Annotated in this window: 18 protein-coding genes; 10 read left to right on the plus strand and 8 right to left on the minus strand. The window is 73.5% G+C overall.

The features are described 5' to 3' along the window. Window positions 1-36 precede the first annotated feature (36 nt). Genes ACFV9Q_RS04645 through ACFV9Q_RS04660 form a run of 4 tightly spaced genes read left to right on the plus strand, consistent with a single transcriptional unit; the run spans window position 37 to window position 3,938 of the window. Window positions 37-1,536: an arylsulfatase gene (locus tag ACFV9Q_RS04645; protein WP_377233375.1), complete on the plus strand. Its 1,500-nt coding sequence runs from the start codon at window positions 37-39 to the stop codon at window positions 1,534-1,536. Beyond that, a complete protein-coding gene (locus tag ACFV9Q_RS04650; protein WP_377233376.1) occupies window positions 1,533-2,591 on the plus strand; it encodes a formylglycine-generating enzyme family protein in 1,059 nt (352 codons plus the stop codon). The genes ACFV9Q_RS04645 and ACFV9Q_RS04650 overlap by 4 nt, the downstream gene beginning before the upstream one ends. Beyond that, the gene (locus ACFV9Q_RS04655; RefSeq protein ID WP_377228352.1) at window positions 2,588-3,499 is read left to right on the plus strand and encodes a haloacid dehalogenase-like hydrolase; all 912 of its coding nucleotides are present in this window, start codon (window positions 2,588-2,590) and stop codon (window positions 3,497-3,499) included. The genes ACFV9Q_RS04650 and ACFV9Q_RS04655 overlap by 4 nt, the downstream gene beginning before the upstream one ends. 31 nt (window positions 3,500-3,530) lie before the next feature. Then, entirely contained in the window at window positions 3,531-3,938 is a 408-nt protein-coding gene (locus ACFV9Q_RS04660; protein WP_377233377.1) for a hypothetical protein, read from the plus strand. A 36-nt stretch (window positions 3,939-3,974) separates the two neighbouring features. On the opposite strand, the gene ACFV9Q_RS04665 is transcribed toward ACFV9Q_RS04660, so the two are convergent. The 4 genes from ACFV9Q_RS04665 to ACFV9Q_RS04680 form a co-directional block, all read right to left on the minus strand. Further along, window positions 3,975-6,758, minus strand: coding sequence for a LuxR C-terminal-related transcriptional regulator (locus tag ACFV9Q_RS04665; protein ID WP_377233378.1), 2,784 nt, complete (start codon window positions 6,756-6,758; stop codon window positions 3,975-3,977). 207 nt (window positions 6,759-6,965) lie between these two features. Continuing rightward, on the minus strand, window positions 6,966-7,424 hold the full coding sequence (locus ACFV9Q_RS04670; RefSeq protein WP_377233379.1) for a hypothetical protein: 459 nt from the start codon (window positions 7,422-7,424) through the stop codon (window positions 6,966-6,968). Beyond that, window positions 7,421-7,942 (minus strand): DUF1269 domain-containing protein, encoded by a 522-nt coding sequence (locus ACFV9Q_RS04675; protein ID WP_377233380.1) that lies wholly within the window; start codon window positions 7,940-7,942, stop codon window positions 7,421-7,423. Before ACFV9Q_RS04675 ends, ACFV9Q_RS04670 begins: the two co-directional genes overlap by 4 nt. 90 nt (window positions 7,943-8,032) lie before the next feature. Then, window positions 8,033-8,590, minus strand: a complete 558-nt coding sequence (locus ACFV9Q_RS04680; RefSeq protein WP_377233381.1) for a hypothetical protein — start codon at window positions 8,588-8,590, stop codon at window positions 8,033-8,035. Window positions 8,591-8,858: 268 nt separating this feature from the next. Here ACFV9Q_RS04680 and ACFV9Q_RS04685 point away from each other — a divergent pair, with 268 nt between their 5' ends. The 3 genes from ACFV9Q_RS04685 (at window position 8,859) to ACFV9Q_RS04695 (ending at window position 17,084) form a co-directional block, all read left to right on the plus strand. Then, window positions 8,859-13,508, plus strand: a complete 4,650-nt coding sequence (locus tag ACFV9Q_RS04685) for a hypothetical protein (RefSeq protein WP_377233382.1) — start codon at window positions 8,859-8,861, stop codon at window positions 13,506-13,508. A gap of 127 nt (window positions 13,509-13,635) precedes the next feature. Beyond that, a complete protein-coding gene (locus ACFV9Q_RS04690; protein WP_377233383.1) occupies window positions 13,636-15,138 on the plus strand; it encodes a BadF/BadG/BcrA/BcrD ATPase family protein in 1,503 nt (500 codons plus the stop codon). Between the two features lie 908 nt (window positions 15,139-16,046). Beyond that, on the plus strand, window positions 16,047-17,084 hold the full coding sequence (locus tag ACFV9Q_RS04695; RefSeq protein WP_377233384.1) for a DUF4037 domain-containing protein: 1,038 nt from the start codon (window positions 16,047-16,049) through the stop codon (window positions 17,082-17,084). Window positions 17,085-17,112: 28 nt separating this feature from the next. Here ACFV9Q_RS04695 and ACFV9Q_RS04700 read toward each other — a convergent pair whose 3' ends face one another. Next, window positions 17,113-17,784: a M15 family metallopeptidase gene (locus ACFV9Q_RS04700; protein WP_377233385.1), complete on the minus strand. Its 672-nt coding sequence runs from the start codon at window positions 17,782-17,784 to the stop codon at window positions 17,113-17,115. Between the two features lie 88 nt (window positions 17,785-17,872). Between ACFV9Q_RS04700 and ACFV9Q_RS04705 the strand changes: the two genes are divergently transcribed. Further along, window positions 17,873-18,535 carry a response regulator transcription factor gene (locus ACFV9Q_RS04705; RefSeq protein WP_377233386.1) on the plus strand — a complete coding sequence of 221 codons (663 nt, stop codon included), beginning with the start codon at window positions 17,873-17,875 and terminating at the stop codon, window positions 18,533-18,535. Beyond that, complete coding sequence (locus ACFV9Q_RS04710) at window positions 18,532-19,698, plus strand: sensor histidine kinase (protein ID WP_377233387.1); 1,167 nt, start codon at window positions 18,532-18,534, stop codon at window positions 19,696-19,698. Before ACFV9Q_RS04705 ends, ACFV9Q_RS04710 begins: the two co-directional genes overlap by 4 nt. A gap of 9 nt (window positions 19,699-19,707) precedes the next feature. Here the strand turns inward: ACFV9Q_RS04710 and ACFV9Q_RS04715 are convergent, their stop codons facing one another. Then, entirely contained in the window at window positions 19,708-20,412 is a 705-nt protein-coding gene (locus tag ACFV9Q_RS04715; RefSeq protein ID WP_377233388.1) for an SDR family oxidoreductase, read from the minus strand. Then, window positions 20,412-21,674, minus strand: a complete 1,263-nt coding sequence (locus ACFV9Q_RS04720; protein ID WP_377233389.1) for an MFS transporter — start codon at window positions 21,672-21,674, stop codon at window positions 20,412-20,414. Before ACFV9Q_RS04720 ends, ACFV9Q_RS04715 begins: the two co-directional genes overlap by 1 nt. 74 nt (window positions 21,675-21,748) lie before the next feature. On the opposite strand from ACFV9Q_RS04720, the gene ACFV9Q_RS04725 reads away from it, so the two are divergent. After that, window positions 21,749-22,219: a winged helix-turn-helix transcriptional regulator gene (locus tag ACFV9Q_RS04725; protein WP_377233390.1), complete on the plus strand. Its 471-nt coding sequence runs from the start codon at window positions 21,749-21,751 to the stop codon at window positions 22,217-22,219. Between the two features lie 116 nt (window positions 22,220-22,335). On the opposite strand, the gene ACFV9Q_RS04730 is transcribed toward ACFV9Q_RS04725, so the two are convergent. Then, complete coding sequence (locus ACFV9Q_RS04730) at window positions 22,336-24,105, minus strand: ABC transporter ATP-binding protein (RefSeq protein WP_377233391.1); 1,770 nt, start codon at window positions 24,103-24,105, stop codon at window positions 22,336-22,338. Window positions 24,106-24,236 lie beyond the last annotated feature (131 nt).

Genomic DNA, 24,236 nt, shown 5'->3' on the forward strand with positions numbered 1-24,236 from the left:
GACCGCGGCCCGTGCCGCCGAGCCGTAGGAGGCAGCGTGGCCGACACACCGAACATCCTCGTGATCTGGGGCGACGACATCGGGATCACCAACATCAGCGCCTACTCCGACGGCGTGATGGGGTACCGCACCCAGAACATCGACCGCATCGCGGACGAGGGCGCGCGGTTCACCGACTACTACGGCGAGCAGAGCTGCACCGCCGGCCGCGCAGCGTTCATCACCGGGCAGAACCCGTACCGCACGGGGCTCACGAAGGTGGGCATGCCGGGCGCGAAGCTCGGGCTCCAGGCCGAGGACCCCACGATCGCGACGGCGCTCAAGGAGCGGGGATACGCCACCGGCCAGTTCGGCAAGAACCACCTCGGCGACCGCGACGAGCACCTGCCGACCCAGCACGGCTTCGACGAGTTCTTCGGCAACCTGTACCACCTCAACGCCGAGGAGGAGCCGGAGCAGCGTGACTACCCGCGGCCGGAGGACTTCCCCGACTTCCGCGAGCGGTACGGCCCCCGCGGTGTGCTCCACTGCTGGGCGAACGGCGACGGCACCCAGCGCATCGAGGACACCGGCCCCCTGACCCGCAAGCGCATGGAGACGGTCGACGAGGAGTTCCGGGACGCCGCGCTCGGCTTCATGCGCGACAAGGCGACCGCCGACCAGCCGTTCTTCGTGTGGTTCAACTCGACGCACATGCACTTCCGCACCCACGGCAAGCCCGAGAGCAAGGGCCGGGCCGGGCGGTGGCAGTCGGAGTACCACGACACGATGCTCGACCACGACGACGTCGTGGGGAGCCTGCTGGACGAGCTCGACGCGCTCGGCATCGCGGAGAACACCATCGTCATCTACTCCACGGACAACGGCCCGCACATGAACAGCTGGCCGGACGCCGGGATGACGCCGTTCCGCAACGAGAAGAACTCCAACTGGGAGGGCGCCTACCGCGTGCCGGCGATGGTGCGCTGGCCGGGCCACATCCCGGCGGGCACGGTGCTCAACGGGCTCTTCAGCCACGCCGACTGGTTCGTCACGCTGCTGGCGGCGGCGGGGGAGCCGGTCATCGCGGACCGCCTGCGGGAGGGCACGGACCTCGGCGGCACGCGCTACAAGGTGCACCTCGACGGGCACGACCAGCTCGCCTACCTGACCGGGGAGAGCGAGAAGTCCGCGCGCGAGCACTTCTTCTACGTCTCCGACGACGGCGACCTGACCGCCCTGCGCTTCGACAACTGGAAGATGGTGTTCCTGGAGCAGCGCGCGGCCGGCACCCTCGACATCTGGCTGGAGCCCTACGTCCAGCTCCGGGCGCCGAAGATCTTCAACCTGCGGACCGACCCGTTCGAACGCGCGGACATCACGTCCAACACCTACTTCGACTGGATGCTGGACCACATCTACCTGGCGGTGCCCGCCCAGGCCTACGTCGCCCGGATGGTGGCGACGCTGGCCGAGTTCCCGGCCCGCCAGGAGCCGGCGTCGTTCAGCGTCGACCAGGTCCTCGCCAAGCTCAAGGCGGGTGCGGCGAGCGCATGACGGCGTACACCGACCACCCGCGCGTCGCCGGTGGCGACCCGCCCGCCGTCGGTCTGCACGCCGTCGAGCCGGACGCCGTCCGGCTCGACGGCGGGCTGTTCCGCATGGGTTCCGACGACCACTACCCCGAGGAGGCGCCGGCCCATCCCGTGCGCGTCGACGGGTTCCGGATCGACCGGTACGCCGTGACGAACGAGCGGTTCGACGCCTTCGTCGCGGACACGGGGTACGTGACGGTCGCCGAGCGGCCGCTGGACCCCGCCCTCTACCCGGGCGCCCCACCCGAGAACCTCGCGCCCGGGTCCATGGTGTTCACCCCGACGCCCGGCCCGGTGGACCTGCGCCACCTCAGCCAGTGGTGGGCCTGGGTCCCCGGGGCGTCGTGGCGGCGCCCGGAGGGCCCCGGCTCCGGCGTCGACGACCGCGGCGACCACCCCGTGGTGCAGGTGGCGCACGAGGACGCCGCCGCCTACGCGGCCTGGGCCGGGGCGAGCCTGCCCACTGAGGCCCAGTGGGAGTACGCCGCCCGCGGCGGGCTCGACGGCGCCGGCTTCACCTGGGGCGACGAGGCCCGGCCCGGCGGGCGGGTCCTGGCGAACACGTGGGACGGCCCCGACTTCCCGTGGCGGTCCACCGGCGGCTCCGGCTGGACGCGCACGGCCCCGGTGGGCTCGTTCCCGCCGAACGGGTACGACCTGTACGACATGGCGGGGAACGTCTGGGAGTGGACGGCGGACTGGTGGACCGACCGCCACCCCGCCGCGGCCGCCCACGACTGCTGCGCGCCCGTCAATCCCCGGGGTGGCGACGCCGACACCAGCCGCGACGCCCGCCAGCCGCAGTTCGCCGTGCCGCGCAGGGTGATCAAGGGCGGCTCCTTCCTCTGCGCCGACACCTACTGCCGGCGCTACCGGCCCGCCGCCCGCCGGCCGCAGGCGGTCGACACCGGGATGAGCCACATCGGCTTCCGCTGCGTCCGCGCGCTTCCCGACGCCGTCCTACCGTCCGACGCCGTCGCACCGTCCGCCGTCGCACCGTCCGGAGACCCACGATGAACGAAGCGAGCCGGCTCCCGTCCTGGCGCCCCGGGCGCACGCGTGACGCCCTGCTCGGGTTCCTCGACGACGCCGCCACGATCCCGCCCGAGGACCGCGTCGCCTACTTCGACAACGACGGCACGCTGTGGTGCGAGCGGCCCACCTACGTCCAGTACGAGTTCTACGTCGACGCGCTGCGGCGGCGGGTCGAGGAGGACCCGTCGCTCGCGGGGGAGGCCGAGTTCCGCGCCGTGCTCGCGGGCGACAGCGCCGCCGTCGGCGAGATCGGGCTGGCCCGCGTGGCGCTCGCCCTGGCGGGCCTCTTCCAGGGGCTCGACCCGCGCGCGTTCACCCGCGAGGTGCGCGAGTTCCTGCGCGCCGGCGCCCACCCGACCCTGGGCCGGCCCCTGAGCGCGGTGCGGTACGGGCCGATGCTGGAGCTCCTCGACGCCCTGCGGGCGCTCGACTTCACCGTCGGCGTCGTGACGGGTGGCGGCACCGAGTTCGTCCGCTCGGTCAGCCAGGAGCTGTACGGCGTGCCGCCCGAGCGGGTGGTCGGGACGATGATCGCGTACGAGCTCGGGCAGGACGCGAACGGCCGGCCCGAGCTGCGGCGCACCGCCCGCGTGCTGGGCGACGTCAACGAGGGCGCCGCCAAGGTGACGAACATCCAGGCCCAGCTCGGCCGCGCGCCGGTGCTCGCGGCCGGGAACTCTGCCGGTGACCACGAGCTCCTGGAGTGGGCGGCGGCCGCCGACGGGCCGCACCTGTCCCTGCTGGTGGACCACGACGACCCCGAGCGGGAGTTCGCCTACGCCAGCCAGGCCCAGAGCTTCGAGACGACGGAGCCCATCACGGCGACGGCCGACCGCCTCGGCTGGACGACCGTCAGCATGAAGGACGACTGGGCGGTCGTGTTCCCGTGAGCAGGAATCCGGTGAGCAGAGAGGTGCGGACATGAGACGGACAGCAGGGATCCTGATCGGGCTGATGCTGCTGGGGACGGCCGGATGCTCCGGCGGCGACACCCCGGAGCAGAACACGGAGCAGGCGTGCGGCGCGGCCGACGACCTCACGGCCGCGCTGGACGACTTCCGCTCCACGCTGACGCCCGACGCCACGGTCGACGAGGTCCGGGCCGCGCGGGACGACCTGAGCCAGGCGTGGCAGGAGTTCGACTCGGCGGCGTCCGACGTCGTCGCGGACCGCTCCGAGGAGCTCGACCAGGCGTGGGACGGCCTCCAGAAGGCCGTCGACGACGTCGCGGGCGAGGCGACGGTCTCGGGCGCGATCGACACGCTCCGCGACGAGTGGCAGGGCGTCAAGGACGCCAAGGACGACGTGGTGGCCGACCTCGACTGCTGAGCCGCGCCGGCCGGCGTCGTCACAGCAGGGTCGTCCTCACAGCAGGTGGAAGCTGCGCGCGATCTTGAGCGCCTCGCTGCGGCGGGACGCCGCGAGCTTGGTGTACAGGCTCGACACGTGCGTCTTGACGGTGTTCTCCGAGACGAACAGCGCGGCGGCGATGTCCGCGTACGTCGCACCGCGGGCCAGCTCGTTGAGCACCTCCCGCTCGCGTGGGCTAAGGGCCGGCGGGACGAGGGCCAGGCTCACCTCGCCCAGCTCGCGGGGCGTCGCGGTCATCGAGGCGTAGAGCACCGTCACGTCGGGCCGTTCGGCCGCGGTGGCGGCGAGCTCCTGCACCCAGGACCCGGCCGGCCGCTCGACCAGCCGGCGCAGCAGCGTCGCGACGGGCGTGCCCTGGCGCGTCCAGCCCAGGAACGGTGCGGCGTTCCGGCGGGCCTCGGTGACGGTGATCGCCTCCGCCAGCCGGTCCTGCGAGCCGGACGGGTCGCCCAGGGCGTCCAGGAGCTGGGCCTCGCACGCCAGCGCGAGCGCTCGGGTGGGCGGTTGCGAGTACGCGGCGTCCGCGGCGGCGGCCTCGAACGCGACCGCCGCGCCGCGGCGGTCCCCCTCGCGGTCGGCGCGCAGGCCCTGCACGAGCGCCGCCTCGCCCACGGCGCCGAGCGCGTCAAGGGTGCCGTGCAGGGACTTGAGCGTCTCGCGGTCGCTCGCGAGCACCGCCACGAACGCCTGCTCCATGAGCAGCGCGACCCGTAGGTGCTCCGGGAGCTGGTCGTCGGTCAGGCGCTGGCTCTCCCGCGGGGTGGTGAGGATCCGCCGGGCCTCGACCACGCCGCCGGCCAGGACGGCCTGGCGGGCCTCCCAGACGCGGAACCAGAAGCGGGTGCACAGGTCCGCGCCGTGCCAGTCGGCGGCCGTGACCTGCGCCTCGACCGGCCCCGTGGGCGAGGGCACGTCGAGCAGGCGTGCGAGCAGCCGGGCCAGCCGGGCGCGCGCGGCGACGAACGGGAGCGTGCGCGCCCCCGGTGCGTCGGCGGCGACGAGGACCTCGCCGGCCAGCTCCACGCACGCGTTCTCGCGGCCGCGCATGTACTGGGTGAAGGCGAGGTGGCTCAGGGCGAGGACCCCGAGCGGCGCGAGGCCCTGGCTGCGCGACAGGCTGACGGCGAGGGTGAGGCTGGTCTCGGCCTCGGTCAGCTCGCCGAGCCAGTTCTGCGTCACCCCCAGCTCGGCCGCCAGCACGGGCAGGACGTCGGCGTTCGCCTCGCGCACGGCCGGCCGGCTCTGGGAGGCCACCACCACACGCTTCGCGTGGCCGACGGCGGCGTACGCCGGCTCGAGCCCGAGCGCCACACGCCACAGCCGCAGGCAGGCGATCGACGCGTCCAGGCCCTCGGGCCCGCCCGCCGGCCAGGACGGCGACCACCGCCGCTGGGCGGCCAGCAGCCGGTCGCTCCAGTGCCGCACCCCCTCCAGGTCGTCCCGGATCCAGCAGTCGAGGGCGATGGCGAACCAGATGTCCGGCCGGCGGTCCACGATCTCGGGCTGGGCCCGGACGAACTCGCCCACCTCGTCGTGCTCGCACTGGTTGAGCACCATGCGCACGCCGTCCCGGGCCAGCACGTCGGCGGCCTCGGTGGGCGCCCCGACCCGGACGAGCCGGGCGAACGCGCGCGTGAGGTTGCCGCGCGCCATGTCCAGCCTGACGGCGCGGATCACGGTGGCGCGGGCGCGCGCGGCGTCGACGCCGCCCACGGCGAGCTGTCGCTGGACCACGTCCGCCAGGAGCTGGTGGACCCGGAAGCCGCCCTCGGCCGGCGTGCCCTCCGCCGGCCCCGGGTCGCACCCGTGGTCCGCGCGCATCACCAGCAGGCCGGTGTCCTCCAGCTCGGCGAGGATCTCGCCCGCGTGCTGGTCGTGGGACAGGTGGGCCGCCGCGGCCACCGTGACGACGCCGTCGCCGGCGATGCACAGCAGGAGGTGCCGCTGGCGGGGGGTCAGCGTGCTGAACACCTCGCCCGCCACGCGCGTGGCCATCGGTGTGACGTCGTGCGCCAGGTGGCGGGCCACGGCCGCCGGGTCGGGCGCGGCGCTCAGCTCGCGGGCGGCCAGCACGGCCGCGGCGCACCAGCCGTCGGCGTGCCGGGCCACGGCGTCGAGCACCTGCCGGTCCTCGGTGCGGGCGTGCGCCGCGACGAGCTCCGCGGCCTCGGCGTCGCTCAGCCGCAGCAGGTCGCCCCGCAGGAGCGTGAAGTTGCCGAGCAGCTCCGGGACGAGGCGGGTCAGCGGCAGCACCCAGCGGCTGAGCAGCAGGAGCCGCATGCCGTCGGGCGCGTTGTTGAGCCGCTCGTCGACGCGGCGCAGGGCCGACGGCGGCAGCAGGTGGGCGTCGTCGATCACGACCAGTGGTGGCGGCTCACCGGGCTCGCGCTCGCCGGGTGCGCCCGCCCCTTCGAGCGCGGCGTCGACCCGCGCGGCGGTCCAGGAGCCGTCGGCGCGGGCCCAGACGGCGCGCTCGGCGTGCGCCGGGGGAGCGTTCCGCAGCCACCCGGTCACACCCAGGGTCTTGCCGGCACCCGCCGGGGCGACCAGCAGCGTCACGGCGCTCTCGGTCGCGGCGTCGAGCCGCTGCCACAGGCGCAGCCGCGGCACGTAGACGCGGGGCAGGCGAGGCAGGAGGTCGTCGTCGTCGGCCGGCCGGCGGGACGTGCCCGCCCGGTCCGGTGCGCCGGCCGGGTACCCGGCCCGTGACGCGCGGGGCGCACGGGGTGCGCGGGTTCCGCCGTGGCGGACGGCGGGAGGGCTCGGGTTGGCGCGCATTCCGCGGATTCCTCACTCGACGGTGAAGTGGCGGCCGCCCCCTGGCCGCCGGCCGGTGACGGGGGAACCCCACCGGCCAGGAATTCACGTATTTCCCGCACCTCCGGAATGCCCGGTCAGGAATCGGTCACACGCTTACCTGCAATCATGCGCGCCCTTCTTCGACGATGCCTGCGCACGGGGTGGATTCACCCCGTGCGCAGGCGCTCAGTCGCCCCGTGCGACAAGGGTGGACAATGCCCAGATCACGAACACGTCGAAGGCGATGATCACCAGGCTCCAGACGGGGTAATAGGGGATGAAGGCAAAGTTCGCGAGGGCCGACAGAGCGGCCAGGACGATGCCGGCCACGTACGCCCAGGTCTGCCCGGCGAGCACGCCGATACCGGTGGCGAGCGCGATCGCCCCGACGACGATGTGGATCCAGCCCCAGGTCGAGACGTCGAGCTGGAACACGTACTCGGCGCCCGTGACGTACACCGTGCCTGCCGCGGTCGCGGCGATCCCCTGCAGGATCTGGAACACGGAGACCATGATGAGCATGACCCCGGCGAACGCCGAGGTGGTCAGGGCGACGGTGCTCGTCTGCCCGTAGTCGGTGGAGCTCACGCGGCCGCTCGGGTAGGTCCCCGGGATCGGCTCGGAGCCGGATGCTGCGCTGGTCATGATTTCTCCTCGTCGGTAGATCGTTCGTCGCCGAAGACCTCGCGGAGCGCGGCCTCCTGCTCGGCGTCGAGGTTGGTGAAGATGAGCTCGGGCGCCTCCTGCCCGGCGAAGGCGTCCTGGATCTTCTCGACGACGGCGTCCGAGGACAGGACGAACAGCGCGGAGGTTCCCGGCGTGATCTTGTCCCGGACCCGGTTGATGAAACCGTCGTCGATCCCCACGTCCGTGAGGGCGCCGCTCAGGGCACCGGTGGCGGCGCCGATGGCCGCGCCGAGCAGGGGGACGAAGAACAGGAGGCCGAAGAGCATCCCCCAGAAGGCGCCGCCGAGGGCCCCCGCCCCGGCCAGCGACGAGAGCTGGTGGGTCTTCGGCTTCTTGGCCCCCGTGTCCCACCGCACGGTCGCGGCGTCGTGGATCGTGACGAGCCGCTCCTTGGCGAGCCGCTGGATCGACTTCGCCGCCTCGTCCGCGCCGTCGGCGGTCTTGAACTTCCAGGCGGTGAGCGTGGACTGGGACATCGAGGGCTCCTAGGGCTCGCGCGGGTGGCCTGACACTGCCACTCCACCGCTCGCGCCGGGGGCGGGCATCACCCGTTCCCGGTGAACCTCCTAGCGGTCGGCCGGGCGCGCCGTGGTGCGCTTCTGCACCTGGCTGCCGATCACGGAGAGCACGACCCACAGCACCAGCATCAGGACGACGGCGCCGCCGCTCTCCGGCTTCCACAGCTCGCCCGCGTCGGTCCAGAGGCGGCCCACGCCGGACAGGACCAGCGCCGCCCCGGCCACCGCCGTGCCCCACACCAGGAACCGGCGCTGCAGCCGCCGGGCCAGGAACGCGCACAGCAGGGCCACGGCCGGGACCACGATGAGGGCGAGCAGCACGTCGGCGGTACCGCCCTGGACCAGCACGAAGAGCCTGGCCCCGACCAGCGCCCCGACGCACAGGCCGCAGACGAAGAACAGCAGCCGGGCCGCCACGAGCGTGAGCAGGAACGCCAGCACGGCGCCGGCGACGCTCACGAGCAGGGCGGTGGCCGTGTCGGCGCCCATCGCCTCGGCGAGCATCCACGACACACCGAACCCGGCGGCGAGGACGGCGAGGCGCACCGACAGCGACCCCGCGAGCAGCAGGACGAGCCCGACCAGGGTGACGATGAGGGCGGACATCACGGGTCCCCGGGATCGGTCGGCCGACGGTGGTGGGTGCGCACGGTCTCAGCCTCGGGCGGCCGGGGCCCCGCCGGGTCACCCTGTTCGGGTGACGCCGGTGCCCTGGCCGGGCGAGGTCGACGGTATTCCATCTGACGAAACTGACCCGCACCCCGGTGGCGGTCCTCGGACCTGGTTCGTAGCGTCGAGGTGCCGCGCACCGAACAGGCGCGGGCGACAAGGAGGCACCGGTGCCGAGGGCGAGCTTCTTCGAGACGGTTGTCGGGTGAGCGGCGCGCGCCGCTGGACGGCAGCGCTGGCCACGATCACGCTCGCGGGTGGGGCCGTCGTCGTGCCCGTGGTGCTCGCGGCACCGGCCGCGGCCGCGACCCTGGAGCCGTCGGGCCTGCAGACCGGGATGTCGCTCGACGGAACCACGGACCCTGCCGCTCCGCCGGAGACCTTCAACTGGGGTGACTTCATCACGGACGTGCAGCCGGGCGGCGGCTTCACGTTCACGCCCACGGGCCCGTACGTCACGGAGCAGGGCAACAGCTCCACCGGCGTCGTGCAGGGCGGCTTCGCCTGGGACAACGGCACGGTGGCGGCCTCCTGCAACGCCAACCCGGACGCGACCGGTGCGCCACCGAGCCAGAACCCCGGCACCAACCCGTGGGTGCCCGGGCCGTCGAATCCCAACGCCAAGGGCGACCTCTGCTCCACGGGGTACGGGGTCGAGATCGTCACGGACGCGGCGGGCAGCCGCCACGCGATCCTCTACGGGTACTGGACGCGGTACGTGGGCAACGGTGAGGTCAGCATCTTCCAGAGCCTGGAGGGCCCCGAACCCGGCCGGTGCGACGACGTGCTCCTGGAGTTCGACTACGCGGCGTCGGGCACGACCGCCGTCGTCGAGCGCTGGACCCCGGCGGCGGGCGACGGCTGCGCGGACCCGCTCGGGGCGGGAACCTGGATCCGGCAGCCGGGCACCGCCGACTTCGACTGGTCGGTCGGGGTGCGGACCGAGGGCCCGCCCCTGACGAACCAGCCGCAGGAGACGTTCGGCGAGTTCGCGATCGACCTCAGCTCCGCCGGTCTGTTCTCGCCCGAGGCATGCTCCACCTTCCAGGTCTCGGCGATGTTCACCCGCACGGGGAACTCCCCGAACGCGAACATCCAGGACTTCGCCGACCACGCGCCGGACCGGACGAGCATCTCCAACTGCGGCGCCCTGACGGTGACCAAGGAGACCGTGCCCGACATCGCGGCCGACGGCGACCAGTTCGGGTTCACCGTGGCCAGCGACACCGGGCCGGTCCTGCCCGGACCGCCCACGGTGGAGACCCTGGTCGACACCGTGGCGAGCGGCGAGACCAAGACGTACCCCGACGTGCTCGCCGGCTCCTCCTTCTCGATGACCGAGCCCGACATCCCGCCGCCGTGGGCGCTCCAGTCGCTCGTCTGCACGGCGATCCCGGTGGACGGCGGCCCGCCGGAGCAGTTCGTGCTCGACGACCCGTCGGACCGGTTCCCGGTCACCCCGGGGAACACCACGGACTGCGTGATCACCAACGCTTCCGCCGTCGTGACCGTCACGAAGCAGACCGAGCCGGACGGCGCGCCGGACACCTTCGGGTTCGAGGTCACCGGTCAGGACCCGGTGACGCTGGGCGACGGCGAGAGCATGTCCTTCCCGGTCCCGACGGGTGCGCCCGTCACGATCTCGGAGGCGGCGGCCGACGGCTGGCTGCCCCCGGAGATCGAGTGCACGTCGCCGGCGACCGTGGAGGAGCGCGCCGCCACCGTCGTCCCCGTGGCGGGCGAGGAGATCACGTGCACGTTCACCAACACGCAGCTCGGCACGGTGATCGTCTCGAAGGAGGCGCACGGCGTGGACGGGCGCACGTTCGACTTCGCGAGCGACATCCCCGGGGGCGAGTCCTTCTCGATCGACGTCGAGCAGGGCGACGGCACGCTGTACGAGGAGGTGATCACCGACGTCCCGGCCGGCACCTACACGCTCGAGGAGCTGACCGACGACGGCGATCCCGCGACCGTCCTCGCCGACCTCGCCTGCACGTACGGCGGCGCCGACCACTCCGGGGACCCGGCCACCCGGGCCATCGACCTCACGGTGCTGCCCGGGGAGACCGTGCGGTGCTTCTTCACGAACACGCTGCCCGGGTCGATCACCGTCATCAAGCGCACGGAGCCGGTCGAGTTCGACCAGGAGTTCGACTTCGTCCTCACCCCGCCGGAGGGCGACCCGACGCCGTTCGCGCTGAACGGCAGCTCCGAGCCGCCCAACGTCGCCCTGCGCACGTTCCTGGACCTCGACGCCGGCGTGTACACGATCACCGAACCGGCCGACGAACCGGCCTGGGCGCTGAGCGGCCTGGAGTGCAACGACGACTTCTGGACGCCGACGGCGGACGGGCGCGGCGTCGAGGTGGACCTGCCCACGGGCGGCGTCATCGTCTGCTTCTTCACCAACACGGCCGAACCCGCCGCGGCGTCGCTCACCAAGACCGTCGCGGGCGCGGGCCCGGACCTGCCCTGGTCGTTCGACTTCGAGCTGGTGGACCCCGGTGGCGACGTCGTGACCCGGTCGGCTACCTCCGGTGCACCGACCGTCGAGTGGGACGGTCTCGTCCCCGGCGTGGAGTACACGCTGCGGGAGGGCGGGACGACACCGGCCGGCTGGACCCGGGGCGACATCACCTGCACCGGGTTGACCGACCTGGGCCCGGCGCCGGGGTTCCAGGTGGTGCTGACGCCCGGCCAGGTGCTGGACTGCGGGGCGGAGAACACGGTGGAGACGTCGTCGATCAGCGTGTCCAAGGTGGCCGCGGGCATCGGCGGTGACCTGCCGTGGGAGTTCGACCTGAGCATCGACCCCCTCCCGGCGGGCGAGGCCTCGCCGCAGACCGTCGCGGGCACGGGGCAGTCCGGGCAGACGGTGACGTGGTCGGGACTGCTGCCGGGGCAGACGTACTCGATCACCGAGGGCGACGCACCCGGATGGACCGCCGAGACCGCGTGCACCGGGATCGAGGACGTCGATCCGGACAGCCCGGGCCTGCAGTTCGTCGCGCCCGTCGGCGAGGCGGTCTCCTGCACCTTCGTCAACACCGCGGTGCAGGGGTCCGGCACCCTGATCAAGACCTCGGTGGGCGGTGACGGGCAGTTCGAGCTCGTCCTGACCGACCTGGACGAGGCGGTCGATCCCATCGTGGTGCCCGTCACGACCGTGGACGGCACCACGACCGTCGACCTCCCGCAGGTCGTGCCCGGTGTGCGGTACTCGCTCGTCGAGTCGGGCGCCGACGGCTGGATCGAGGGGGAGCTGACGTGCACGATCACTCCGGCGGACGGCGGCGAGCCGTTCGTGATCGACGACCTGAGCGACTTCTCGGTGAACCCGGGGGACGTGGGGGACTGCACGGTCGAGAACATCCGGACGGGCACGATCGTGGTGGCGAAGGCGGTGACCGACGGCGACGGGGAGTTCCAGTTCACGGGTGACTGGCTGGACCCGCCCCAGTTCTCGATCACCACGCAGGACGGCACGGGCGTGCAGTCGTTCCCGGACGTCGACCCCGGCGCCTACACGGTGACGGAACTGGAGCAGGACGGGTTCGAGGGGACCGACCTGACGTGCGTAGACGGCGACCCCGACGGGGAGCCGTCGGGCGCGGACGGGCTGGTCGGCTCGGTCCAGCTCGACCCCGGCGAGACGGTGACCTGCACCTACACCAACGCGCCCTGGGGCATGCTCCTGGTGGACAAGCAGACGAGCCCCGCGGGCGCACCGCAGGGGTTCGACTTCGCCTGGGGGCCCGAGGGCGGGCCTCAGGAGCCGTTCGTGCTGACCGATGCGGGCGAGCCCTTCAGCAGCGGACCGGTGACGCCCGGTCCGTACCGGGTCGGCGAGGACCTGCCGCCGGGGTGGACCCTGACGGACCTCACCTGTACGGGGGCGGCCGGGGAGGTCACGGTCGAGATCCCGGCCGTCACGGTCGACGTCGGGCTGGGGGAGACCGTGCTGTGCACGTTCACCAACACCGCCGAGGCGGGCAGCCTGACCGCGGAGAAGTCGGTCGCCGGCTGGGCCGAGGATGCGCCGTGGGCGTTCGACCTGGTGCTGACCGGTCCCGACGGCGCGGTCCCGGTCACGGTGACCGACGAGGAGCCCGTGGCGAGCTGGCCCGACCTGGAGCTCGGCGCGTCCTACAGCCTGACGGAACCGGATCCCGGCACGGGCTGGTCCGCGGAGCTGACCTGCTCGGGGGCGGACGACGAGGACCCCGGGGCGGCCGGGTTCCAGTTCACCGTGACGGCCGGGCTCGTGCTCTCCTGCGAGGCGGTCAACACGGCGGCGCCTGCCGACGTGTCCGTGACCAAGACCGTCGAGGGCGCGGACCCGGACCTGGAGTGGGCGTTCGACCTGGTGCTCACGCCGGACGACGCGGTCGAGCCCGGGACGCAGACGGTCTCGGGCACCGGTCCGGGGTCCGCGACGGTGTCGTGGACGGGGCTGGTGGCGGGCGCCGGATACACGATCGCCGAGCCGGAGCCCGTCGACGGGTGGACGGCGGGCCCCGTGACCTGCGCCGGGGCGGAGGACGCCGACGGGGACGCACCGGGCTTCCAGCTCGTCGCCGAACCCGGGGCGTCGGTGGAGTGTGCGGTGACCAACACCGCGGAGCCGGGGCCGACGCCCACACCCTCGCCGGAGCCGACGCCGACGCCGTCGTCGTCCCCGCCGGGTCCGGGACCTGACGTGCCGCCCGGACCGGGTGCCGCGCCCGGACCCGACGGTGGCGACCTCGCGACGACCGGCACCGACGTGGCCGGCCTGCTGGCGGCCGCGGTGGTGTTCCTGGTGCTGGGATCCGCGCTCCTGCTCGGGGTGCGTGTCCGGCGCGCACGGTGACCGGGGTCGGCGCCGCGTCGTATGACAGCCGACACATGCGGAATGCGGCATCCCGGGTGAATATGTGCCGGTGCCGATTGTGACTGTGGAGCAGGGCGGGGCAAAGGGCCTCGAAGTGGACGCTCGGGTGGTAGGCGTGGACATCGGCGGCACGGGTTCCCGCCTCCGGTTCAGCTCCGGGCGGGGCGGCGTGTCCTACGAGGTCACGGGCCCGCCGGCGACGATGGTCGGCGGGCGGTCGACCGTTCCCGAGGTGGTGCGCGAGCTGTGCCGCGGCTTCGCCGCCCGGTTCGGCGGGCGCCCGCGGGTGTCGGCCGCCGCCGTCGGGATGCGGGGGTTCCGGTCCATGACCCAGTCCGGGACGCTCGACCCCAACCGGGTGCACGACATCCTGTCCGAGGAGCTGCGGACCACCTCGACGGCCGTCTCGAGCGACGCGGTCACGGCGCACCTGGGCGCCATCGGCACCGGGTCGGGCGCCACGCTGGCCGTGGGGACGGGCGCGGTGGCCGTGGCGTGCGACGACGTCGGCCGCTGGCACCTCGCCGACGGGATGGGGCCGCACGTCGGCGACAACGGCGGCGGCGCCTGGATCGGACGCCGCGGCCTGGACGCCGCGGCCCGGTCGATGGACGGCCGCCGCATGGGGGCGTCGCCGGGCCTGGTCCGGGCCGCCGAGGAGCATTTCGGACGGCGGGAGCGGTGGGCCGCCGTCAACGACGTGTCGCTGTTCGCCGGGTTCGCGCCCCAGGTCATCACGGCGGCGGACTACGGCGACCTGGCATGCCGCGAGATCCTCGACGAGGCCGCGCGCTCCCTGGCCGACGGGCTGTGCGCGGTGCTGAGCCACCCCGGCGTCGTGCCGGTGGCCGTCACCACGGGGAAGCTGCTGATGCACGCGCCGACGCTGCGGGCGATGGTGGTCCAGCACCTCCTGGAGAAGCGGGACGACGTGCGCGTGCAGCCCAGCGCCGGCCTGCCGCTCGACGGCGCGCTGGCCCTGGCGCGCATGATGGCCGCGCACCCGAACGTCGTCCAGGAGCACGTGCCGCTGCTGGCGGTCCGGATCGGTGCGACGCCCCGGCCCGACGACTCCGTCACGCTGCCCCGGGTGGTCCTGCCCGCCGTGCGGCCGCTGCGGGAGCCCAGTGCCCCCACCGCCTGGGCGGTCGAGGTCCGGTCGGACTACGAGTGGTCGGCCGAGCAGGCTCCGGAGGACGGACTGTCCCCGGCGTCCCCGGCCGCCCTGTCGCCCCTGTCGTCGCGGACGTCCCCGGCCTCGGCGGCCGCCGGGACCGCCGCGGGCTCCGTGACCGACGCCGTGGTGCCGCTGACGGGGGAGCGGCTCGTGGTCGGCCGCGCCTCGCGCAGCCGCGGCGTGGTGCCGGACATCGTGTGCGAGGACACCGGCGTCTCTCGGCGGCACTGCGAGATCGCCTGGTCGGAGGGTGGGTGGAGCGTCGTCGACCTGGGGTCGGCCAACGGGACCTACGTCGCCGCGCGCGGCGACGCGCTGCCCACCGAACCCCTGCGCCCGGGGGAGCGCCGCTGGTTGGCTGACGGCGACCGCATCTACGTGGGCGGATGGACCTGCCTCACGGCGCGGGCCGTGACCGCCAGCGTGCGCTGAGCCCTCCGGCGGACGGCGCGTCCCAGCTCCGCCGCGGTGGTGCTGACAACTTGCTCCGGTGCGCTGTGGTCACAACCTGCTCCGGTGCGGCGCGCTGACGACTTGCTCCGGTGCGGCGCGCTGACGACTTGCTCCGGTGCGGCGCGCTGACGACTTGCTCCGCTGCGGTGGTGTTGGCGACTTGCTCCGCTGCGGTGGTGCTGACGACTTGCTCCGCTGCGGTGGGCCCTGACGACCTGCTCCGCTGCGGTGGGCCCTGACGACCTGCTCCGCTGCGGTGGGCCTGACAACCTGGTCCGCTGCGGTGGTGCTGGTAACCGGTGGTGTGGTGCTGATCGTGCGGCCGTGGGGGATGCGAACGCGGACGGTGGGTGTCGGCTGGGCTGAATTCCGTGCGTCCTGTGCTGACTCGATCAACCCGAGATGAACTATCCCGCTCAGCCGAATTATCCGAGGCGCAACCGCACGTGTTCTGCATTGCCGAAATATTCGGTTGTGCCGGATTTCCCGATATATAGCTTTACCTGGTAACTGCTCACGTGATTGTTCGGCTGAGCGATATCTTCTGGGATGGTGCCGCACCAGGTTCACGTCGGCCGAATAGTTTGCCTGAGCCGGAATTCCGAAGGCGTGGTTCGCCGTGGGTGGACTGTTCGGGTGAGCCAGATTATGTGAGGCAAGGTGGAACGTGGTTCATCTCTGCCGACACCCCTCGTACCAGTGGTGTGTGCCCCGGAGCCCGGACCACGCTTTCCGCCGCGGCCGGTCCAGGGTGCGGCTCAGGCGCAACGGGCGGGAACTCGGGCGGATGCGACGGGGGCGGGAACAGGAGCAGGCGCCACGGGGCGGGGACAGGGGCGGGCGGGAATCACCTGGACCCGCCTCGTCGCGGCTCCTAGGTTGACCGCATGTCCGGAACCGAGCTCGCCCGTGCGTACTGGGCCGACGTCGTCCGCCCGATCCTGGACCGGAAGCTGCCGGACGTGCCACGTGCTGCCGGCCGGCTCGGCTCCGGCTCGGACGTGCTGGGTCTGGACGACGACACCTCGCGCGACCACGACTGGGGCCTGCGACTGACGCTTCTGGTCCCGGCAGAGCGGGTCCGTGAGGTCGACGAGGTGCTTGCCGTGTCCCTCCCGCCGTCGTACCAGGATCTGCCCACGGCGTTCCCCGTCACCTGGGACCCGGTCGTCCGGCACCGGGTCGAGGTGGCCGCGCCCGTCGATCTCGTCCGGTCGCGCACGGGGCTCGACCTCGGCGGCGGCCTCGGCGGCGGCCTCGGCGTCACCGACTGGCTGTCGCTGACGGGGCAGGCCGTGCTGGAGGTGACGGCGGGACCGGTGTTCGAGGACGCGCCGGGGGAGCTCACCGCGCTGCGCGAGCGGCTCGCGTGGTACCCGCACGACGTCTGGCTGCACGTGCTGGCCGCCGAGTGGACGCGCGTCGAGCAGGAGCTGCCGTTCGTGGGGCGCACCGGGCAGCGCGGCGACGACCTCGGCTCCCGGCTCCTCGCGGCACGCCTGGTCACCGCCCTGGTCCGGCTCGGCTTCCTCCTGGAGCGGCACTGGCCGCCGTACCCCAAGTGGGCGGGCACGCTGTTCGGGCGGCTGCCCGTGGCGTCGTCGGTCGGCGACGAGCTGGCTAGGGCGCTCGCGGCCGGGACCTGGCAGGAGCGCGACGCCGCCCTGCGCGCCGCGTGCGAGGCGCTGCACGCGCGGCAACGTGCCGTGGGCCTGCCCGTGCTCGACGGCCCGGTGTGCCAGGACTTCTACGACCGGCCGTTCACGGGCCTGCGCGACGTGGCGGGCGTGCTGCGCGCCGCCGTCGCCGACCCGGAGGTGCGGGCGCTGCCGCACCGGGGCGGCGTCGAACAGTGGGTGGACGACGTCGGGACGCTCACGGACGCGGGTGCGCGCGGGCGGCTGGCCCGGGCCTCGCGGACCTGAGCGGGCGCGGCCCCGCGCGCGTGCGGCCTCAGCCGCCGGCGTTCTCCAGCAGCTCGGGGCACACGCCGCCGGGCCCGGTCAGCAGCTCGAAGTGCCAGATCTCGTTGGAGTAGACCTGGCACAGCCCGTACTCGGCGCCGTGCTGGATGAGCCAGTAGGCGCCCTCGGTCGGGCCGATGTCGATGGCCTTACCGCTCACGTGCTCGGACAGCTCGGGCGTGCTGACCCGCTCGCGGGCGGCCTCCAGGCTGCCGTACTCCGCGACGGCGTCGTCGAGCAGCCGCTGCTGGTACGCGGGGCTGCGCCAGCCGCTCGTGACCCAGAAGTCGATGCCGTCGTCCGCGGCGTCGGCGGCGGCCTCGCGGACGGCGGCGGCGAGATCGGCGTCGAGATTGGTGATCGCCGGGAGGTCGTCGTCGAGCGTCGCCGCGCCGTCCGGGATGTCGCCGCCGGCCACGCCGGTCGACCCAGGGTCGCCCGCCGAACCGGGCAGGCCCCGGTCGAGCACCTGGTCGATGCTCTGCACGACGGGCGCGTCGCCGCGGTCGAGCAGGGGATAGACGCCGAACAACGCGGTGAGCACCACGGCTGCCACCACGAGGGTGAACGCCATCGGGCGGCGGGTGCGTCGCGGTCGGGGGACGTGCCGGGCCGGGCGGCCGACGTGCGCCGGCGGGTGGGCCAGTTCGTATCGAGTCATGTGCCCAGCCCACCGGGGCCGACGTTGCCGGGGCGTCTTCGCTTTTGGATACGCCCCGGATATGTGCCCGCCGGTAGCGTGTGCTGACATGCGCGTCTTGGTGGTGGAGGACGAGCCCTACCTCGCCGAGGCGATCCGGGACGGGCTCCGGCTGGAGGCGATCGCCGCCGACGTCGCTAACGACGGCGCGGCCGCGCTCGACCTGGTGGCCGCCAACCCCTACGACGCCGTGGTGCTCGACCGGGACGTCCCCGTGGTGCACGGGGATGACGTGGCCCGCCGGGTCGTCGCGGAGCACCCCGCGGTCCGGATCATCATGCTGACCGCGGCCGGCGAGCTGACCGACAAGGTCAGCGGCTTCGAGCTCGGCGCCGACGACTACCTGACCAAGCCGTTCGCGATGCGCGAGCTGGTGCTGCGGCTGCGCGCGCTGGCCCGGCGGCCGGAGGCGACCACGCCGCCCGTGCTCGAGCTCGGTCCCGTGCGGCTGGACCCCTACCGCCGCGAGGTCTACCGCGACGGCCGGTACATCGCGCTCACCCGCAAGCAGTTCGCCGTGGTGCAGGTGCTGATGGACGCCGGCGGCGGTGTCGTCAGCGCCGAGGAGCTGCTCGACCGTGCCTGGGACGAGAACGCCGACCCGTTCACCAACGCCGTGCGCATCACCATCTCGACGCTGCGCAAGCGCCTGGGCGACCCCTGGCTGATCCACACAGTGCCTGGCGTCGGGTACAGGTTCGGGGAACCGTGACCGCCCCCGCCGTCGGGCAGCGCCGCGCCGGGCTGTCGGTGCGCCTGCGGCTCACGCTGAGCTACGCGGGGTTCCTCGTGCTGGCGGGCACGGCCCTGTTCGCCGCGCTCCTGCTGGTGCTGCGCTACGTGCCCGACGAGAACCTCATGGTCCAGGACGGCGGGGGCTTCGCGCCCAACCGCTCGGACCTCCTCGACGTCGCCGTCCCCCTGTCGGCGGCGGCAGTCGGCTTCCTCGCGCTCGTCGGCCTGGTCGGCGGCTGGATCCTGGCGGGCCGGATGCTCCGCCCCCTCGACCGGATCAGCGAGGCCGCGGCGCTCGCCGCGGACGGCGCCCTCGACCACCGGATCGCCCTGGAAGGGCCGGACGACGAGCTGCGCCGGCTCGCCGACACCTTCGACATGATGCTCGCCCGGCTGGAGCGCTCCTTCGAGGAGCAGCGGCGGTTCACCGCCAACGCCTCGCACGAGCTGCGCACGCCCAACACCGTGGTCAAGGCGCTGCTGGAGGTGGCGCAGGCGGATCCGGCCGGCCGGGACGTGGACCGCCTGCTGAGCCGGCTGCACGAGACCAACGAACGCTCGATCGCGATGGTCGAGTCCCTGCTGCAGCTCGCCCGGCTCGATCACGACAGCCTCCGGGCCGAGCCCGTCGACCTGGCCGACGTCGTCCGCGAGGCCGTCCAAGCGTTGCCGGAGCTGGATGCGCCGGCCCCGGCAGGAGGCGGGCCCGACCCGGCGGGAGGCGCTCCGCCGTCGGCCGGGGACGGCGTGCCGGAGCTGGTCCTGACGCTCGACGCGGCAGCGGTCCAGGGCAACCGGGTGCTGCTCGGCCAGCTCGCCGCCAACCTTCTCGGCAACGCCGTGCGGCACAACCTCCCCGCCGGCGGTCAGGTCCGGGTCGGCACCCGGCTGGATGACCGCCGTCGTCCGACGCTGGTGGTGGAGAACACCGGGGCGCCGCTCGATCCGGCGGTCGTCGCGACCCTGGCGGAACCCTTCGTGCGCGCCGATGCCCGGACGCGCCGCCCCGACCGCGTCGCCGGGAGCGGGCTCGGGCTGTCGATCGTCGCGTCGATCGCCCGGGCGCACGGCGCGGAGCTGGCGCTCGCCGCGCGCCCGGACGGCGGCCTGACCGCGACGGTCACCTTCCCGCCGTCCTAGGCGCTTCCCTCACGCGGTCTGGAGCTGCGGGTAGAGGTCGCTCAGCGGGCCGGACAGGGCCGCCTTGACCCGGCGGCTGGTGTCGTCGGCCAGCACCTCGGGCTCACCGGCCTCCAGCCCGTCGAGGATCGCCGCCACGATGTCGCGCGGGTCCTCCTTCGGCACGTCGAGCCGCTCGGTCATGGGGGTGTCCGTGTAGCCGAGGTGCGCGCCGAGGACCTGCGTGCCCTGCTCCAGGAGCTCCACACGCAGCGCGTTGCTGTACGACCAGAACGCCGCCTTGGTCGCCGAGTACGTGCCCATGGCGAACCAGCTCAGCGCCGAGTGCATGTTGATGATGGCGCCGCCGCCGTTGCGGGCCAGCACCGGGGCGAACGCCTGCGTGACGCCGAGCTGCGCGAACACGTTGGTCTCGAACACCGCGCGGATGTCGTCGAGCGCCGTGGTCAGCACCGGCCGCCCGCGGTCGGAGATCCCGGCGTTGTTGATCAGCACCGTCGTGTCCCCGGCCAGCTCGGCCGCGGCCGCGATCGACCCGGGGTCGTTGATGTCCAGGGGCAGCGGCACCACGCGGGGGTCGGTCCACTCCCGGGGCGTGCGGGCGCTGGCGTACACCTTGGCGGCGCCCCGCAGGAGGGCCTCCGCGACGAACGCGCGGCCGAGGCCGCCGTTCGCGCCGGTGATCAGGACCACGGCGTTCTTCAGATCAGTCATCACGAGCTCGCTTTCATGAGGTGGTGCGGTGCGGTGTCGACGGGAACGGTGTCGAGGGAAGAGGTGTCGAGAGGAACGGTGGGCGCTGCCGGCGCCGCGGCCCGGGCGCGGACGGTGAGCACGGCGGCCAGCGCGAACGCGATGACGGTCGCGCTGCCCACGACGAGGGCCGTCTGCAGCCCGTGCGCTGTGGCCAGCCGGCCGACGGCGAGGGCCGTGCCCGCCTGCACGAGGTAGGCGACCAGGTAGGCCGACGACGTCGTCGCGGCGCGGTGCTCGGCGGGCGCGCTGCGGGTGACCAGGGTGACGCCGCCGGAGAACAGCAGGCTGTAGCCGGCGCCGCCGATCAGGGAGTACAGGACCAGCGCGGTCATCGAGTGGGTGGCGCCCGCGACGAGCATCAGGCTCTGCGCGACCAGCGCGGCCACGGCGCCGAGCCGCAGCGCGGTCGGTGCGCGCAGCCGCCCGGCGAGCAGGGCGACCACGCCGATGGCGGCGGCGGAGATCGCGAGGACCACGCCGTTGACGAAGGCGTCGTCGGAGTGCACGGTGTCTCGCGCGAACTGCGCCCCGATGCCCAGGAAGATCGCGCCGAGCGCGTAGGCGGCCGAGACGCCGAGCGCGCCCGCCACGAACGGCCGCCGGTGCCGCGGCACGGCCAGCGGACGCGGCCGCCAGCGGCGCGCCCCCGCGCGCAGGCGGCGCGGCAGGTACCACGCGGCCACCACGGCGACGACGACGCCGGCGAGCAGCACCCCGTAGCCCGCGTGCAGGGGGCTGGGGCTGAACTGCACGGTCGCGCCGCCCACGAGCAGCGCGGTGATCAGCCCCACGGCGGACGCCGCGGCGGTGGTCGCGCCGGTGCGGTCGCGGGCGTCGTCCGACCCGGAGGCCGCGATGACGCTCGTGGCCGGACCGAGGCTGAGCCCCACCCCGACGCCCATGAGCGCACGGCCCACGAGCAGCAGCGCCAGGTTCGGCGCGAGCAGGAAGGTGAGGGCGCCGAGGCCCAGGAAGCCGAGGCCCGTGAGGATCGCTCCGCGGTTGCCCACGGTCTCCGCGAGGCCGCCGAGCAGGAGGAGCGTCGCGATCAGGGCGACGGGGTAGGCCGCGAAGACCGTGGTGGTGACCGCCGTGGTGAGGTGCCACTGCGCCGCGTAGACGGGGTAGATCAGCGTCGGTGCCGCTGACGCCCAGAGCGCGAGGGCCACCGCGGCCGCCGCCGCCCAGCGGCTGCCGCGGGCCGCCCAGGTGAAAGTCATCGAGGTTCCTATCTGAGTTGGGAATCACAACCTAGCACCTGGATTGGAAAAGACAACCTAGATAGGATGTGGGCATGAGCACAACGCCCCGCGAACGCAACGCACGCTGCTCCGTGGCCCGGAGCCTGGAGGTCCTGGGGGAGAAGTGGACCCTGCTGGTGGTCCGCGAGGCCTTCTTCGGCTACACGCGGTTCGCCGACTTCCGCGCACGCCTCGGCATCGCGCCCGACGTCCTCACCGCCCGGCTGGAGACCCTGGTCGAGGGCGGCGTGCTGGAGCGCCGGCCGTACCGCGACGCGGGTCAGCGGCAGCGTGACGAGTACGTGCTCACCGAGGCCGGGGCTGAGCTCAAGACCGTCCTGGCGGCGTTCGCGGCGTGGGGTGACGAGCACCGGCCCTCGGGCTTCGGGCCGTCGGTCGTGTACGTCGAGGCGGCCACGGAGCAGCCCGTCCGGGTCGCCTTCCTGACCGAGGACGGCCGGGAGCTGCCGCCCGAGGACGTCTCGGTGGTGCCGGGCCCGGGCTCGCTGACGACGGCGGCGTGACCGTAGCCGGGTGCCGAGTCAGTGACTTGGTCCGACCAGCCCACTGACTCGGCGTCGCCCATGAGCCGAGTCAGTGGGTGTGTCCGACCACGGCACTGACTCGGCGAGAAAGAGGGTCAGCCTGCCTGGGTCTCGTGCAGGGTCGCGTAGCGGCCGCCGTGGGCGACCAGGTGGTCGTGCGTGCCCTGCTCGACGATCCGGCCGTGCTCCAGCACGACGATCCGGTCGGCCTGGCGGATCGTGGACAGCCGGTGCGCGACGACCAGCGTCGTCCGCCCGCGCATGAGGCGGCCCAGGGCCTCCTTGACCAGGGTCTCCGACTCGGTGTCCAGCGCGCTGGTCGCCTCGTCCAGCAGCAGCACGCGGGGGTCGCGGACCAGCGCGCGGGCGATCGCGATGCGCTGCCGCTGCCCGCCCGACAGCCGCGCGCCGCGCTCGCCCACCACGGTGTCCCAGCCGTCCGGCTGCGCCTGCACGAACTCCAGCGCGTTGGCGTCCCGCAGCGCGGCGCGCACGACGTCGTCCGAGGCGTCCGGGAGGCCGTAGGTGATGTTGTCACGGATGGTGCCCTCGAAGAGCACCGACTCCTGCGGCACCACCGAGACGTGGCGGCGCACCGCGCGCAGGTCCAGCTCCTGGGCGTCGACGCCGTCCACGAGCACGCGGCCCGACGTCGGCCGGATGAAGCCGAGCACCAGGTTGAGCAGCGTGGACTTGCCCGAGCCGGACGAGCCCACGAAGGCCACCGTCTGGCCGGCGGGGATCGTGAGGGTCACGTCGTCCAGGGCGTCCTCGTCGGCGCCGGGGTAGCGGTGGTGCACGTGGTCGAGCGTGAGCTCGCCGGCCACGGCGTCCACGGTGCGGCGGCCCTCGTTCTCCTCCAGGTCGGGCTCCTCCAGCACCTCGGCGATCGAGCGCACCGACTCCATCCCGCGCGCCGTGACCGGCAGGAGCATGAGGAGCTGGGTGAGTCCCTGCGTGAGCAGCGTGAAGTAGCTGGAGAGCAGCACCACCTCGCCGGCCGTGACCGGCAGCAGCCCGGTCAGGGAGAAGACGGCGGCGAGCGCGAGGCACGTGACGCCCAGGAGCTGCATGGTCACCCAGGACAGCGACGCTACGCGGCCGTTGAGCATGTCGAGGTGCAGGCCGGCGCGGCGCACGCCGTCGGCGCCGGCGGCCAGGCGTGTGACCGCCGTCTGCTCCAGGCCGTGGGCCCGGGTGATCGGGATGAGCGAGGCCATCTCGCCCACGCGCGAGGCGAAGCCCTCGACCTCCCGGCGGAACCGCTCGTTGCGGTCCCGTGAGCGCCGCGCCGTGAACCAGCGCAGCCCGAGCGCGAGCGGCACGGCGAGCAGGTAGACGGGCAGGAACTGCGGCACCTTCAGGGCAGTCATCGTCACGGCGCCCACCAGCACCATGAGCGAGGAGAGCAGGGGGTGGGTGACCTGCTGGAGCATCGTCTCGATGTTCTCGACGTCGCGCACCACCTTGGACTGCACCACCGACGAGCTGGCGCGCGAGTGGTACCCGATCGACAGGCTCTGCAACCGGGCGGCGAGGGCGTTGCGCAGGCCGGCGCCGGTGTCGCGCACCACCGTCATGAAGCTGCGCGTGTAGACCAGGTGGTTGGGGAAGTTCTGCAGCAGCAGGACGGCGGCCACGGCGAACCAGACCAGCACGTCGCGCACCTCGCCGCCGGTGGCCACGATGTCGATGACGGCCGCCGTGACCACCGGCAGGAACCACATCGGGATCTCCTTGACGGTGAACGCCGCGACGGCCACGGTCATGCGGCCGGGACGCCGGGCGAGCAGCCGCAGGATCGACCGTGCGGGCTTGGTGCTGTCGACGCGGATCGGGGCGGTAAGCGCTTTCTCGGCAGCCATGCCGCACATGCTATCCACCCCCGCCCCCGAAGCGCTGAGTGCTGGCTATCTGCGGGGTTGCCGGCCGGAAACCCACACGACGCCAGCCCTCCCAGCTTTTGCTGGGGGGGGGTCACGGGGCCGTAGGGGGT

The sequence above is a fragment of the Promicromonospora sp. NPDC059942 genome (genome assembly GCF_042731755.1).
Classification (GTDB): domain Bacteria; phylum Actinomycetota; class Actinomycetes; order Actinomycetales; family Cellulomonadaceae; genus Promicromonospora.